This window comes from Paenibacillus sp. Aloe-11, from assembly GCF_000245715.1.
GTDB classification, from domain to species: Bacteria; Bacillota; Bacilli; order Paenibacillales; family Paenibacillaceae; genus Paenibacillus; species Paenibacillus kribbensis.
The window spans coordinates 93,310-108,479 of the sequence record NZ_JH601082.1; the positions used below are offsets into that span (position 1 = coordinate 93,310).

Genomic DNA, 15,170 nt, shown 5'->3' on the forward strand with positions numbered 1-15,170 from the left:
CGCATTCCCGCGAACAATCGAAGCGGCCAACGGCAGCATCGTCATCAAGGAGAAACCGAAGCGCGTCGCTGTCGTTCACTGGGGATACGTCGATTCCATCCTGCTATTCGATTTGAAGTCAGTCGGTCTCGCGCTGCCATTCACGAAGGACAACTCCTCCCTAAACACCGACACGTATAAACCATACGTCGCCAAGGTCAAGGAACTAGCTATCGTCGGTGAGAACACGACCGTCAACATGGAGGCACTGCTGGAATATGAGCCAGACGTCATCATCGCGGGTAATATTACCAATGCCAAGCTGACGGATCAACTGGAGAAAATTGCGACAACAGTCGTCATCAATGAAGCGGACACCGACGTGTGGAGCAATTGGCCGGCGTTGGTCACGAAGTTCGGAGAAATATTGGGCCAGGAGGATGTCGCGGAACAGTTCATCGCCGGCTATCAAGCCAAGCTGCAGAATGCCAAGGAGAAACTGGCCGATGTCAAGGGAACCGTCGCATTCCTTCAGGTGCGAAACAACGCCGTATGGCTGGGGGGAACTAAATACTTAGTCCCATATTACGACAAAGGCCTCGGATTGAAGGCACCGGACAGTCCGGTTATGACGGAAGGGGCTCAGTTGTCACTGGAAGGATTAAGTGCGCTGAACCCGGACCATTTGATTCTGGGCTACTTCAACTATGATAATCCGTCGGCGGCCTCCTTGACAGACGAGTGGGAAAAGACCGAGGTTTGGAAAAGTCTGAAGGCGGTTAAGAGCGATCAGACGTATGCCATCAACGGTGCTCTCGCAATGGGCTATGGACCGCTTGGGAATACCTATGGCATTGAGGCCGTACTGAAAGCGCTGGATAAGTAAAGATCGATATGACATAGCTTTCTCCGCAGGAGAAAGCTGTTGTTCTCCATTATTACTCTATTCCACATACCTAACAACATTCCCGCAGGTTCCAACTCCCCAATTTTTCGCCATCACTTATGATTCGGTTCTCCGCGTATCTGTAACGATAAGTTTTTAACTTTCCTCCCCTTGTATCGTTCGATTTCCATCAAGCCGCACTTTATAAGACTCCCCCCATGCTTTCATAGACATAATGACCGGTTCCAAAGTCCTTCCGAAATCAGTAAGGGAGTATTCCACTCTTGGCGGAACCTCTTTATATATTTCTCGGTGAATGATGCCATCCCGTTCAAGCTCTCTTAACTGTAATGTGAGCATAAACTGCGTAATTCCCGGATTGAGGCGCCTGAATTCATTAAATCTTTTCGTTCCGTCCAGGAGCTGATAGAGAATGATCCCCTTCCACTTTCCACCAATAACATCCAGTGTTGTTTCAACTGGACATGCTTGTCTATCCGGACTCGTTCCATATTTGTTTCTTCGGTCTCCCATCAGCTTATCTCCCCAAAGGTTTGATTTTTAATACTATACCATAAAAATATGCGTACTTACTTAAAGTAATCGAATTGATTTACAATGCAACTGTACAACATTTCCTATTTGAGAGGATGGATACCCATGAATACTCACCAAAAGATGAAAGCAGTCGGTACTTACCGATACCTCCCAATATCCAATCCGGAAAGCCTTATTGATCTGCATTTGGATAAACCGGAACCTACGGGCCGTGATTTGCTTGTAAATGTAAAAGCAATCTCTGTCAACCCTGCAGACGTGGGCGTTCGCGAAAAGCATAACTACGAAGCCGAATCACCGAAAATTCTTGGTTGGGATGCTGCTGGAATCGTAGAACAAGTTGGTCCTGACTGTCAATTGTTTAAACCTGGGGACAAGATCTATTATGCGGGTAGTGTATCTCGACCAGGCAGTAATAGTGAATTTCACTTGGTTGATGAACGAATTGTAGGAAATATGCCCAGAAGTTTGGATTTCGCGGCCGCCGCCGCATTACCGCTTACCTCGATAACTGCATGGGAGGGCCTATTTGATCGTTTAGGAATTAGCCTAAACGCAAATGAAAACAAAAATATACTTATTATCGGTGCAGCAGGAGGAGTAGGATCGATTGCCATTCAACTTGCCAAATTAGCAGGTTTGACTGTCATCGGTACTGCTTCGCGTCCAGAGTCAACTCAATGGGTTAAAAGTCTAGGTGCGGATTTTATAATAAACCACAACACCCCTTTTCAACCTCAGCTCAAGGAATTTGGCCTAGACACCGTAGATTATATCTTTTGCTTGAATGATACTGTACAACATCTAGCGAATATGGCGGAGGTCATTACCCCGCAAGGTATAATTTGCTGTATCGTTCCTGCAGATAAGGCTACCTGGGCAGGAAGCCTGAAAATGGACTTGCTGTTTTCTAAAAGTGTAACGTTTGTATGGGAGTTCATGTTTACACGGTCCTTGTTTCATACCAAAGACATGATTAAACAACACAAATTGCTGAATGACCTGGCGGACTTAATCGATGATGGAAAATTAAAAACTACGCTAAATGAACGACTAGAACCCATTAATGCAGCAAACCTGCGTTTAGCACATGAGAAGTTGGAAACTGGACGGTCCATTGGAAAAATTGTTTTAGAAAACTTCTGATACTACGAAGAAGGCGCGTTTGGTTCCAAAAAGCGGTAATGTGTATAGACGAGACTAAGGCCCCTTGCCAATATGGGGCCTTTATTAATATAATTCCTTGCTGCCTATTTATTTATTTCTATTGATCGTTGATAACTGGCCTTATATTATCGCTAGAGTAACAAAAAAAGCAGCCACTATAGGGCTGCTTTTGTATTATGGGTTAGTTGCTTGTATATTTCACCCAATCGTATTCCGCGTATAGCGGGTTAGCTCCGTTATACGGTCCTAACCAGTCGTCAACGCCAGTGCCATTCCATAAATTCATCATAATCTTGCCTGGCGTGCTCGGTATGTTCGTAGTTGCCGTATGCTTTAGAACCCCGTCAACGTACCACTTAATGTACCCTGGCTGCCAATCGAATGCATAGGTGTGAAAGCCTGTTGATGCATCAAATCCCAGATCGATAATCTTCTCATGACCACCAACCCCGTTTGTAAAATAGTTAAATTGTACTTTTGTCGTGTCTTTTCCCAAAAATTCAATATCTATTTCATCCCATTGCGTACCATGAGCAGGTCCGGTATACGTGAAAAAGGAAGATACGATTCCTGTATTTTTAGCAGGCTTCATGCTGACCTCGTATAAGCCGTATCTGTAAGTATTAGTCGATCGATACTCTCCGCTGTCAAATTGATTGTACGCAGAGCTCGTTAGACCAAGCTTCATTTTGCCATCGTTAGTAAAATTGACATTGTTGGCGCGCCAAGTGCAATTAAACATGTTTCCATTGGAATATCCATCCGCCTTTTGCCATGCACCAGAATTGAAACCATCAAGTGGTTCCCAAAAAACATTCTCCGCATAAACGCTTACCGAAAAAAACAGAGAGACAATACCAATCGTTACTAGAGTGAACCAAGACTTCTTCTTCATCTTACACCTCCATAAAAGATTGTCCGAACATGAAAGAAGTCGCGAAAAACGATGAACTATTGCAAATATTGGCCATTTTGCTGCACAAAAATAGAACGCTTTCATACTCGGTATCTTCACTATATATCGATTTACTAAAAAAAAGCAATATTAGATTATTCTTCCCTCTCTTATTCCAACAAAAAAATTTCTTTTTTAACCTGACTGAGCGCTAATCCAACGGACCTTCAAACCTTGAATTCGCTTCCATTATATACGCTGTACAAAGTTAACAATACTATGACATCTCGAAAACATAAAAATGATAAAGTGAGCTACGCAGCCGCGGAAAAGTATTTCCGCTTCTGCATGCATTCATCCATTTTAAATGAACAAGGAAGGAAGAACGGAAAATATGCCGAAAAATATCAGCCCCAAACGATCAACCAAAACAGGTAGCAACTTCACAGTTGGATTTTAAATGAACAAACGTATGAACAGCATGAGAAAACATAACAGTTGGAGGCTTATTTAAAATGATACCCAAAAAACGGTTTTTTCGATTATTTTCGCTCTCCCTGGTGTGCGGCATGCTCGTTACAGGGCTCCCTATATCTAAAGGATACGCTGCTCCTGAAGCTCAGATTCAGACCGAAACTAGTAACGGAAAATGGATGACAGGTGAGTACCATACACACACCTATCAGTCTGATGATGCACAGGAATCCCTTACGAGCGTGTTGGACCATGCGTTTGAGCAAAACCACCTCGATTGGCTGGCCCTTTCCGATCATCTGCGGATGTCAAGCCGAGACGATAACGGAACTACGCTGTCTGGAGGTGCAATTCCGTTATCCAAGGGACTGGCACTTTACCAGGTGCCTAAAATAAAAGAGCTGCAAAACTCAGGAAAATACAAAGATAAAATTATCTTTTCTGGCTTTGAGTGGGACATGCCTCAATATGATCATGCAGGGGTAGGCCTCCTCACGGATCATCCGGGATCGGAAGAGGAACTAAAGGCGATTAACCAGTTCGAATATATGTTTACCAATCGAAGCGAAAGCTCGTTTGATCCCGCAAATGTAGCCGAGTGGAAGCTACAAGGCAACAGAGCTTACTCGACAAAACAAGATACCCGGACCGCCATACAATGGCTCAGAGATCACTATCCCGACAGCTATGTTTTCATCAACCACCCTTCAAGAAAAAAAGGGAGCAGCTCTGAAATTAAAATATCGGATATCCGTGATTTTAATAATCTTGCCCCTAATATTGCTTTTGGGTTTGAAGGCATGCCCGGCAACCAGATGTCTCCAGACAGAGGGGAAACCGTCGATGTGTATGGCGGGGCAGATATCACGCTTGCCAAAGTTGGCGGCGTCTGGGATGCGCTGCTTGGAGAAGGGCGTAAATTCTGGACCTTCTCCAATTCTGATTTCCATTTTAATATCAGCAAAGACCGGAAATACTCCAGTGGTTACTGGCCCGGCGAATACTCTAAAAATTATACATGGGTGAACGGTAACACCATGAAAGCCGTTGTGGACGGTATGCGGTCAGGAAAATCATTTTCCGTCTATGGCGATTTAATTAACGCACTTGATTTTAACATCACCAGCGGTGGAAAAAAGGAAGAGACAGGCGGCAATCTTCAGGTCACACAAGGAGATAATCTTCAGCTTACGATCCGGTTCAAGAGCCCTGAAAAAAACAATAACGAGGAGCCTGTTCAGGTTGACCATGTGGATCTGATTGCAGGGGATGTTACCGGACCGGCAGCGTCTGGAACTGCTGAATATACCAAGAGCACCAATGATTCAACCAAGGTGCTTCGTCGATTTACCAGCAATGACTGGACGACAGACGCCGAGGGTTACCATGTCATCACTTATAAATTGGATGCTGCGAGCAAAAATCAATATTTCCGACTGAGAGGCACCAACCTGGGAATCAACGTACCTGGAGAAACCAGTAACGGGGAGCCCCTCATTGATCCGAAGAATACGACCACTGATAACGAAACCCGTTTTGCAGAAATCAACAAGCGTAACTATTCCGATATGTGGTTCTATTCCAATCCGATTTTTGTGAGCGTTGAGCCTTACAGTGACCAACAGGCCGTTGATCATACAGCAGCCACCTTGAGCTTGGGTGATACAAGTCAAGTCACCGATGATATTACACTGCCGCAAGAAGGCGAGCATGGGACGACGATTCAATGGGAAAGCTCCAATCCGGACCTCCTGAGCCATGATGGACATCTGCTTGTTCGCTATCCGCGGGAGAACCAGCCGCTTACGTTGAAAGCTACCATTACGCGTGGAGACGTAAGTGTAACCAAACTGTTCGATGTAACGGTCAAAGGTCTTGACGACATAACATCCGTAGAACTTTTTGGCTCCATGAAAACAGCAGATGGACAAGGCTATACAGGTGGACAATGGACAAATCAAAGTGTTACCGCCAGTGTGTATTCAAGTGTATATACCGAGCCTGTGACGTCCGTCAAGCTGGAGTTGTCCATGGACAAAGGCGAGTATCAGCCTTATATCGCTAACCAACCTATTGAGGTTTCCCAAGAAGGCAAACATACGCTTGAATTCAGAGCAACGGATAATTTGGATAGACAAGCCGTACTTTCCCTGCCGATAAATATCGACCATACGGCCCCGGTAATTACGCTAAAAGGGACCCATCACGTGACTCTGAAACAAGGGTCCTCATATAGCGAACAAGGGGCCGATGCTACCGATAATTTCGGGGTTTCGGGAGACGTTCTGGTGAGCGGTACGGTAGATACCACAACACTAGGGACATACACTCTACGTTACAATGTGAACGATCTGGCGGGGAACGCAGCACAGGAAGTTGTACGCACCGTATCTGTAGAGGCTGGGAAGAAAAACGATTCAGATGACAATGACAGCCAATCTGGGGGTAGCTCGAATAGCGGTTCAAGCAACAGTTCCTCTGGCCAGGCTAGTGGCGGCAGTAGCAGTGGTAGTGTTAATGGAGAAACGAACACTAGCAGCAAGCCTGCAAACGAACAGCCTTCAACTATGCAAATGGATGTAAAGGCGCAGCAGGGATCGAAGGGGGCTCTCAACGGTGTGTTCAGCATAGACATTCCGACAGGGGCCGTGAATTCGGACGGTCAAGTTCGCGCTGTCGTTCTGCCGAAGGATCAAGCCCCAGCGGCGGGAAATCTTCAATTGTTAAGCCAGGTGCTTGAATTGAACAGCACATCCGGTAATAACTTGAGCAAGCCTGTGAATCTCACCGTTCATTATCAAGCGGATAAAGTTGCCCAGGACAGCAAGCCAGCAGTCTATTATTATAACGAATCACAGCAAAAATGGATCTACCTTGGCGGAACTCCAAACGAAGACGGAACTGTCACCGTCAGCTTCAATCGCTTGGCTAAATTCGCCGTATACGATTATAAACCATTGGCACTCAGCGATTTGAATGGACACTGGGCGCAATCGTATACTGACCGTTTGATCGGCATGAATGTCATCCAGGGATTTGAGAACCAGACGTTCCGTCCCAATGATCAAATTACACGGGCTCAATTTGCCAAAATTCTCGTTAACGCATTGGGGCTGCATCCGTCCGATGAGGGAACCACCTTTGCTGACGACAGCAAAATTCCTTCCTGGGCCAAGGCTCAAGTGGCAGCGGCTGCCAATGCTGGACTGATCACTGGCTACAAGGAGCAAGGAAAAACGGTCTTTAAAGCAAATCAGGTCATCACCAGAGCAGAAATGGCTGTCATGATCTCCAAAGCGCTAAACTCAAATGCTAGCGGCTCTCAAGGTACGGTGAATCCATTCCGGGATACTTCCAGTATTCCAGCATGGGCGCAATCATCGGTGAATACTGCGGTTTCCGCCGGCATTCTGAACGGATACGAAGACAGCACCTTCCAGCCGGATGCCGAGGCCACCCGAGCGGAAACGACCGCGATGATCTACAAGCTGCTTGGCGCATTGCATATCTAACATGTTTCCGAGAATATGATAGCTCCCCTTACAGTAGACAGGTTAAATCATAAAACCTGCTGCCTGCGAGGGGAGCTTTTTCATGTCAAAAATACAATCTAGTGCACCAGAGGGCAGAAATGCATACCGGGCAGATGGGTGTTAAGGCAGTGACTGTAAAAACGGCATAACTAAAAACCACCTTGGCAAAGTGGCGTCGTCGTTATAAATTTACAGATAAGAGGGATTAGAGACACGAAAAGCTTCAAGCGGTGTATGAATCTCTGCTTAAGCTTGAAGAAAGTGCCAACGCCATCTCTCTCGGTTTCTGAAAATGAACAACCAGGAAAAATTTTATTATAATTGATAAACCCAGGGACATGTGATGCGAATCGCCGCTGCATGTCCTTTTCATTTTGTCGCGGCATTCAAACGACTCTGGACCACCCTGCTGTGTCCGGATGGGATGGGAAGATCATGAGTTTCAAAACCGTGGTCCCGTTCTGCAAGAAGAATACCAAAAAGAGAGCCCGTCAAGGCAAGCTTTATGCCTTGACGGGCAGCAGGGGGAGATTTTAACGCTTTTCCTTTACTTGACTAATGGTAGTAATTTGACCGCATTTCATATTTAGTAATTTCGAATTTCATTATAAAATTATTGACTATAAGTTACATTCTTTCTTTTGGAAAAATCCGGTTAATTGCCTTCCAAACCCTAATTCCCCTAGTGCCGAATACAAATTTAATGTTTTTTCTATAGAAAGATCATTTAATAAATTTTCAATTGCAATTCGTTCTTTATGACACGAGTTCCCTTTTGTTGAATCATTAATATAATTAGTATTTGGATTAAACAAGTTTAAATCAATAGGATAATCACCGATGAAATATTCTTCAGAAAATCCCGCTTCTTTACATAAGCTTGCTAATCCCATTCTATTAAAATATGAAATATGATCGGGACTTACAACCCAATAATTTCTTGAAACATAATTTTCCTCATATAGTTTCTTTTGAATAGGCGAAAAGTCGTTTGGAACTTCTATGATAAGAACTCCATTGGGCTCAAGTAGGCTCGAGCAATACTTTAAGGTTTCCAAAGGATCGAGAAGGTGCTCAAGTACATTATCCAACAAAATACAATGGTATTTTCCCTTATTAAGACTTGATTTAATGGTCTTTTCAATATCCCCGACCAAAATGTCTTCTACACAATCCGGGTTAAACTGCTTACAGCCGTAATTACTAAAATCCATTCCTGTTACTTGCCATGACTTCTCCTTAAAAAACTTTAATGCCCAGCCTTCCCCACAACCGATATCCAAAAATTTATAAGATTGATTAGAGTCCAATTCACCAATTAGTTTTCGAATAAGATAATATTTTCTTTCCAATTGATTATTGGAATAAGTAATTTCTTCGGGAGAATAGCTTGCTTCATAGCTCCCCTTAGGATCCTGATAATATTTTTTAGAATAATATTCATCAAGTTCGTCTTTAGTAGGCTTATTTTTCAATTCATAATAACCATATTGATTCAAAAACACATGTTCATACATTGAGCGGCTCCCCTTTTAGCAATGAAGGTATGATAAAAATTGAATAAATGAAAAATCAAAACGATCACATTGCTGATAAATAAATATAATCTACGTTTGCAAAGTCCTCTGGAAGAAAATTTAACAGGGGATAGTGGAACCAACTATAAAAAGCACCATCTATTAACCACGAATCACATACAACACGTGTATTACACATGCGTTAGAAATATATTAACACGCATTCGAAAAGCTCTCCTCATTGTGAGATATAGTATTGACAACTTATTTATCGTCAAAACACGTCGACTATCTTAGACATTTTTCATAAACATAACAAATCCATAATGAGTGCAAACTATGTGTCTATGTTCTCCTTATACGCTATAACGGCTAAATTTTGTTAAAGCCTTTGAAGCAGGCTGATTAACACCTTGATAACCCTAATTATTCCTCTGAAAAGAAAAAGACCTCACAGCTTGGTTAATAATTATCGGCAATTTTTCAACGATATCAAAAGAGGAGATAAACATGTATGGCGGCCATGAATATGTTAGGGTGCGGACACTTGGCAAATTTGATGACGAAGACCGTGGTCATTTTTATTCCTTGTTAGAAAGTGATAGTGTGGGCTAGCCCCCTTTGAGTGGTCAAAGGGGGCTTAAAGTCTGCAGGTATACGATTATTCGTCATCCTGCGTGGCCGGACCGGCCGAGGGCATCAAGCCTTTAACGGCGCCGAGGAACGGACGAATGGACTTGATCATGCCATAGCCCATCTTCACGACCGGGACAAATCTCTGGATCATGCCGAACAGCCGCAGGCCGCCGCCAAGCATACCACCAAGCCCTCCTATGCCCCCAGCGGCGCCACCCAGGCCGCCCAGGCCACCGAACAGCGAGCCCATCATCGGCAGGAATGCCGACACCTGGGCGTCCGGCTTGCGAGAGCGCGAACGGGCGGACGGTTTGCGCGCGCCGCTTCTCCGGTTGCCGGGACGGACGCCCCGGGCACGCGAATCGGCTCTGCGTTTGGGAGATCGGGAGCCTTGCTTCCCGGAAGAAGCGCGTGGGGGGACTTCAGCAGCGCTGGTAAGTACCAACCCGCCACAATTAACGTCGGTGATGTAGCCGACGTAAGTCTCTCCGCTGTGCAGGGTGACGCAGACCGGACGGCCCTGAAACTTCTTAGCCCGTGCACGCATCTCTTTCGATTGTGCCATGGAAGTTCACCTCGCTCACTGATTATAATTCAGTTTACGCTAAGGGCGGGCTGCCTGCCTGTGCGAATGGGGCATACGCACGCCGAAAATCGCTTAATGGGCTCGCCGTCACCGGGGCATTAGCTTGCTCAAAACGTTGGAAGAAAACAGCCGCCCCTCCAGATTCTGATTTTTGGATAGTTGATAGGAGGTTTATCCCTCTTCCAAGTACATTTTCACAATTTCCAACTTGAATTCCTGACTATATGTGTTTTTTTGTGAGAGGAGCTCCCTCATGCCAAAATACAATCATTTGTGCTAATTCTTCATTTTATGGATATGCCGTTCCTCTTACTTGCCGTTCACATATTTTAAAGAGAGATAGTTTTGATCATCACGGATAAGGGGGGCGATATCATGGGAGTCAGCCAAAAGAACTCTATCAAAAAGCAGGGAGTTTCTATTATTACCTGCACAAATCGCCAAAGCTATTTAAGCAACCTGTTTAATAATTACAGCCGACAGATCCATCCAAAGAAAGAACTTATTATTATTGTCAACAACAATAAGATACCTCTTGCACCCTATCAAACCTTAGCCAAAAAGTTCCGAAACGTACACATTTTTCGTGTTCCAGCACGCTCCTCTCTCGGTGCTTGTCTAAACTACGCCGTCAAGAAAACGAAATACCGCTACATTGCCAAGTTCGATGATGATGATTATTACGCTCCCTATTATTTGACAGAAAGCTTGCAGACCTTTCAAAGAACAAATGCCGATGTCATTGGAAAGCGGGCACATTATATGTATTTACGTGGATCAAAGACTCTTATCCTTCGTTTTCCACATGATGAGAATCGATCCGTAACCCTAATCCCGGGCGCAACACTTGTCATTAAACGGAACGTATTTAACAAAGTTCATTTCCAAGATAAAAGCGTCGGTGAAGATGATCTTTTTTGCATAAGAAGTAAACGGAATGGTTACAAAGTTTATTCAGCCGGGAAAAATAATTTTGTCGCCATACGCAGGAAAAACTCATCAAACCATACATGGATCATCAGCGATAAAGAACTAATCTCTCGTAGTAGAAAAATTGAATCTGTTAAGAATTACAAGAGATTTGTACAGAAAAAGCCAAAGGACGTATTATAATGGCGAATCCAGGTACTTCTCGTGATCGGAATGCTGTTTCCATCATCACTTGTACCAAACGGCGACAATGCATGGACAACCTTTTTCATAACTACACCAGACAGAATTATAGGAATAAAGAGCTTATCGTCATATTAAATAATAATAAGCTGAAGGTGAACGAATATATAAAAGCTGCAAAACAATATAAGAACGTAAGGATATATAGCTTACCGGGTCATGTATCACTTGGCCATTGTCTGAATTATGGAGCTTCATTATCTAAATACAAACTAATTGCTAAATTTGATGATGACGATTATTATGCTCCGGGCTATTTGACTGATAGTGTGCGAACCCTGTTAAAGACCAACGCTGATATTGTAGGAAAACGAGCCCATTATATGTATCTGAATGAAAAAAAAATTCTCCTGCTTCGTTACCCTACCAAGGCTAATCAATACGTTCCCCTGGTTCAAGGAGCCACCCTGCTCATAAAACGACATGTGCTAAGTAAGGTTGATTTTCCCAATAAAAATCGAGGGGAATGCGTAAAGTTCTGTTCCGATAGCCTGGCAAAGGGCTATAAGATTTATTCAGGAAATAAATCCAACTTCCTTGCGATTCGCAGGAGGAACTCTAAAGGTCATACTTGGATCGTAAGTGATAAACATCTTTTAACAAGAAATGCCAAAGTTCTAAAAGTAAGAAATGCCAAAAAATTTGTATGTCAAAGCTAACTTTCTTTAGCTGACAACAGATCCATTTGAGCCCTTCAAGACTCTGCCGCCAACCGTAACCATCAAATCATGCTTAGTCGTATCCAACAGCCAAGCCCAGCCGGGGTTGAAGGGCACTAATTTATTTGCAAAAAAAGTGCGAATAAGTTAATAGAGGGCTGCCTTGCAGGGGCGGCTTTTTTTCGTTTTTTTGTCCCAATTCCTGTTTTATCTATAGTAATGGCCGCAAGGTCATGTGGGAATTGGTAAATTCGCAGGATTCCATTAAACCAGATCTAGGGCGTCGTCAATTCCTTACTCCCACGAGCGTCTTGCCTCTGAGTTAAGCGCCTATTTTGAATCCTTCTTTTCCATTTCTTCTGCACAATAAACCTCCATTTGCCATCTGGTGCCAGCTTGCCGCATGAAAACCCAAGTCAACTTTGACAAATAAAGTGAGCGAGTGGTAGATTCTATTTATACTAAGTCTTTAATTTGGGTGGCCTATGAGAAAAAAATTACAAATTTACATATCGTCTACTTACTACGATCTTATTGAGGAAAGACATACCGCTGTTGAAGCCGTACTTCAAGCCGGTCATATCCCTGCTGGAATCGAGCAATCTTTCAAGGAAAGTCCAATGAAAATTAGGAAGAGATGGATTGACGAGTCCGATGTATATCTCCTGATTCTCGGAGGATTCTATGGTTTAACGCTTCCTGATGAATCCAAGAGCTATATACATTGGGAGTATGAATATGCCGGAGAAGTAGGCAAACCTAGATTTGCCTTTGTTATCACAGATGAAGCATTAAGACAAAAGCCATACGACTTCGCAGCAATTGAATACTATCAGAAGTTTCAAGAGTTTAAGCAATCGGTCATGGAACAAATCCCGATCTATTATGTTGAAGATGTACGGCACATTAAAATGGTACTTCGTGATCAATTGTCGGAGTATGCAGCAAGGGACGATTTGTATGGCTGGGTTTCCGGCAAGGATGTCCCGGACGTTCAAAAGCTGTTGGAAGAGAATGCAAGATTAAAGGCAGAGTTGGAGAAAGAGAAATGAATCCTTTCCGGGCTCCGGGGTTATCCAGAATCATCATAAGCGGGGCCTTCGGATTCCCTTCACCCCAGATGACACGATTCCGTTGTTTGGATAGTTCGCAAATTTCACAATGCTCTATACCATTGGGCGCTTGTTCTTCAGGTAAGATTACATAGGGATGATCCATTTTCTTGTCGTGCAGCTCCTTCCTTTCACACACAATGAATCTATTATGCCCACCCAAAACAAAAACTTGTCCTTATTTATGATACGGTTCAGCTTAACGTCGCTATCAGCGAAATTGCTAAAGGAACTGCCGCCGTCAGCTCCTTGTTTTAATTCGATCTGGTGTTTGTATTGTCATTTTTTGACCTGTTTATCCACTGGAATACTCTGAGCAAAACGAAACACATTATGAGGATCGTACTTTCGTTTCACCTGCTTCAATCTGCCAAAGTTCACGCCATAATACGCCTTGGGCCAGTTCTTAATCTGCAGATCGGGAAAATTCACATAATCCCCTTTAACAAAGGGACGCAACGCTCTACGGAACCTTTCCACCCACTGAATATTCCGCTCCTGCTCCCTGTTGTTTCTCCAGCGGGCTGACAGTTCGTAGATTGTCTCCGCCTTCCGATGAGGATAAGCTGTTGCAGTAGACGATACTCGACTCACCGCGCTTCCTGCACCACCTAAGCTCTGACTCCACACGCTAGAATGCCTGTTGGGTGCTTTGGATAAAAAGTCGCGTATAATTCGTACTCCTTCAGGCGGCAAAGGTCGAAACCCATAGGCTCCGGTTATTTTAAACTTTGGTTCCAAATTCAGGTCCGCTTCGGCAAAAAATTTGGTTGCTTCAATAAAAGGTACTGTCTTCACCATCACCTTCACCGGAGTGCCTGCTTGCAAGAGCGGTCTAATCAATCGACGCAGCTCCTCTGCACCACCAAGCAATTGCCCGGTAGATACAATGGTTCCCACCTGCTTGGCAGCCACCTCAATTGTTGAGGTTAAGCGGTTCGTGACAGACGGGGCCCAGCGCTGCCAAGCCGGTAACACCTTCTCAAGATCACTCCATTTCCACGTAATACTATATATAGAAACTGATGAAATCGGTCTAACCCGAAATGTATATTCTGTAGCAACACCAAAGTTCCCTCCCCCTCCGCCTCGTGATGCCCACAACAGATCGGAATGTTTCTTCCTGTTTGCCACAATCGTCTTTGCCCCATACCGTCCCGAAGCTACGACCATCTTCACTTGTTTCAAGTTATCGCACGTAAGTCCATATTTGCGGGAAAGAAGTCCAATACCTCCTCCCAGAGTAAGCCCAGCTACGCCTACGTCGGGCGCAGTCCCCGCCGGAATGGCCACACGCTTATTCCACAGCTTTTTGTACACACGGGCAAGTGGATTTCCCGTTTGTACAATGGCCACTCTATTTTTTCGATCAACCTTAACCTTATTCATCTCGCTCACATCGATAATAATACCGCCATTTACAGCTGAGAAGCCTTCATAGCTATGCCGTCCGCTGCGCACTCGCAACCGTATGCCCCGCTCACGAGCCCATTTGACTGCGTTGATCACATCCTGAGTTCGTTGGCAAAAAACAATGACCCTTGGAAATTTGGAAAAGCGCCTATTGAACTCCATTCTGGCCGTATTGTATGACGGATTGCCCGGAACTACGATCCTTCCGGTTAATCGTGTACTTTTCTTTTGCAACTTTTGTGCCATCTACTTTACACCATCCCTGCTTATGACATAAGCCTTTCTCATCAGCTTATTTCTATGTAGGGACACCTGTCCTAGTAACGGCAAACGCCCAGTTTGAATCGTAAAAGTAGCACATTATTAGATTTACTACTCACGATAATTTCTTAGTTGCTTAGTTTCCTAATAGATCATTCAAGGTTCTAATTCAAGGTGCATCTTGGCTTCTGCCTCATTCCATGGCACCGAGTAACCCGCCCCCTTGGCGCAAAAGATCGAGGAGGATGTATACAGTGGGTCCGCCCCTTTGCGGTAGCCCATCCGTTCTATGACTTCCTCCGTATTATGGCAGCGGTCGTA

General features: G+C 44.3%; 11 protein-coding genes and 1 pseudogene. 6 read left to right on the plus strand and 6 right to left on the minus strand.

Annotated elements, in window-relative coordinates:
• The coding region (locus WG8_RS25320) for an ABC transporter substrate-binding protein (protein WP_007433158.1) at positions 1-865 on the plus strand (865 nt) is incomplete at its 5' end.
• Between the two features lie 156 nt (positions 866-1,021).
• Here WG8_RS25320 and WG8_RS25325 read toward each other — a convergent pair.
• Positions 1,022-1,399 (minus strand): winged helix-turn-helix transcriptional regulator, encoded by a 378-nt coding sequence (locus WG8_RS25325; RefSeq protein ID WP_007433159.1) that lies wholly within the window; start codon positions 1,397-1,399, stop codon positions 1,022-1,024.
• A gap of 126 nt (positions 1,400-1,525) precedes the next feature.
• Here WG8_RS25325 and WG8_RS25330 point away from each other — a divergent pair, with 126 nt between their 5' ends.
• Positions 1,526-2,569 (plus strand): zinc-binding alcohol dehydrogenase family protein, encoded by a 1,044-nt coding sequence (locus WG8_RS25330; protein WP_007433160.1) that lies wholly within the window; start codon positions 1,526-1,528, stop codon positions 2,567-2,569.
• A 202-nt stretch (positions 2,570-2,771) separates the two neighbouring features.
• Here WG8_RS25330 and bglS read toward each other — a convergent pair whose 3' ends face one another.
• Positions 2,772-3,485, minus strand: a complete 714-nt coding sequence (gene bglS / locus WG8_RS25335) for a beta-glucanase (RefSeq protein ID WP_007433161.1) — start codon at positions 3,483-3,485, stop codon at positions 2,772-2,774.
• 515 nt (positions 3,486-4,000) lie between these two features.
• On the opposite strand from bglS, the gene WG8_RS25340 reads away from it, so the two are divergent.
• Positions 4,001-7,471, plus strand: coding sequence for an S-layer homology domain-containing protein (locus WG8_RS25340; RefSeq protein WP_007433162.1), 3,471 nt, complete (start codon positions 4,001-4,003; stop codon positions 7,469-7,471).
• A 641-nt stretch (positions 7,472-8,112) separates the two neighbouring features.
• Here WG8_RS25340 and WG8_RS25345 read toward each other — a convergent pair.
• Together WG8_RS25345 and WG8_RS25350 are read right to left on the minus strand one after the other, a co-directional pair.
• Positions 8,113-9,009: a class I SAM-dependent methyltransferase gene (locus tag WG8_RS25345; protein ID WP_043891419.1), complete on the minus strand. Its 897-nt coding sequence runs from the start codon at positions 9,007-9,009 to the stop codon at positions 8,113-8,115.
• 661 nt (positions 9,010-9,670) lie between these two features.
• The gene (locus WG8_RS25350; RefSeq protein ID WP_007433164.1) at positions 9,671-10,210 is read right to left on the minus strand and encodes a hypothetical protein; all 540 of its coding nucleotides are present in this window, start codon (positions 10,208-10,210) and stop codon (positions 9,671-9,673) included.
• 396 nt (positions 10,211-10,606) lie between these two features.
• Here WG8_RS25350 and WG8_RS25355 point away from each other — a divergent pair, with 396 nt between their 5' ends.
• From WG8_RS25355 to WG8_RS25365, 3 genes are all read left to right on the plus strand, one after another.
• A complete protein-coding gene (locus tag WG8_RS25355) occupies positions 10,607-11,344 on the plus strand; it encodes a glycosyltransferase (protein ID WP_007433165.1) in 738 nt (245 codons plus the stop codon).
• A complete protein-coding gene (locus WG8_RS25360; RefSeq protein ID WP_043891420.1) occupies positions 11,344-12,063 on the plus strand; it encodes a glycosyltransferase in 720 nt (239 codons plus the stop codon). Before WG8_RS25355 ends, WG8_RS25360 begins: the two co-directional genes overlap by 1 nt.
• Positions 12,064-12,548: 485 nt before the next feature.
• The gene (locus WG8_RS25365; RefSeq protein ID WP_007433166.1) at positions 12,549-13,115 is read left to right on the plus strand and encodes a DUF4062 domain-containing protein; all 567 of its coding nucleotides are present in this window, start codon (positions 12,549-12,551) and stop codon (positions 13,113-13,115) included.
• A 4-nt stretch (positions 13,116-13,119) separates the two neighbouring features.
• Here the strand turns inward: WG8_RS25365 and WG8_RS29245 are convergent.
• Positions 13,120-13,281, minus strand: a pseudogene (locus WG8_RS29245) (uracil-DNA glycosylase); the annotation flags it as partial.
• Between the two features lie 173 nt (positions 13,282-13,454).
• Complete coding sequence (locus WG8_RS25370; RefSeq protein WP_007433167.1) at positions 13,455-14,834, minus strand: FAD-binding oxidoreductase; 1,380 nt, start codon at positions 14,832-14,834, stop codon at positions 13,455-13,457.
• Positions 14,835-15,170: the final 336 nt, after the last annotated feature.

Coding starts and splice junctions, on each gene's coding strand:
- WG8_RS25330 (WP_007433160.1), top strand. CDS start 1,526: ATGAATACTCACCAAAAGATGAAAGCAGTCGGTACTTACCGATACCTC.
- WG8_RS25355 (WP_007433165.1), top strand. CDS start 10,607: ATGGGAGTCAGCCAAAAGAACTCTATCAAAAAGCAGGGAGTTTCTATT.
- WG8_RS25365 (WP_007433166.1), top strand. CDS start 12,549: ATGAGAAAAAAATTACAAATTTACATATCGTCTACTTACTACGATCTT.
- WG8_RS25340 (WP_007433162.1), top strand. CDS start 4,001: ATGATACCCAAAAAACGGTTTTTTCGATTATTTTCGCTCTCCCTGGTG.
- WG8_RS25360 (WP_043891420.1), top strand. CDS start 11,344: ATGGCGAATCCAGGTACTTCTCGTGATCGGAATGCTGTTTCCATCATC.
- WG8_RS25325 (WP_007433159.1), bottom strand. CDS start 1,399: ATGGGAGACCGAAGAAACAAATATGGAACGAGTCCGGATAGACAAGCA.
- bglS (WP_007433161.1), bottom strand. CDS start 3,485: ATGAAGAAGAAGTCTTGGTTCACTCTAGTAACGATTGGTATTGTCTCT.
- WG8_RS25370 (WP_007433167.1), bottom strand. CDS start 14,834: ATGGCACAAAAGTTGCAAAAGAAAAGTACACGATTAACCGGAAGGATC.
- WG8_RS25350 (WP_007433164.1), bottom strand. CDS start 10,210: ATGGCACAATCGAAAGAGATGCGTGCACGGGCTAAGAAGTTTCAGGGC.
- WG8_RS25345 (WP_043891419.1), bottom strand. CDS start 9,009: ATGTATGAACATGTGTTTTTGAATCAATATGGTTATTATGAATTGAAA.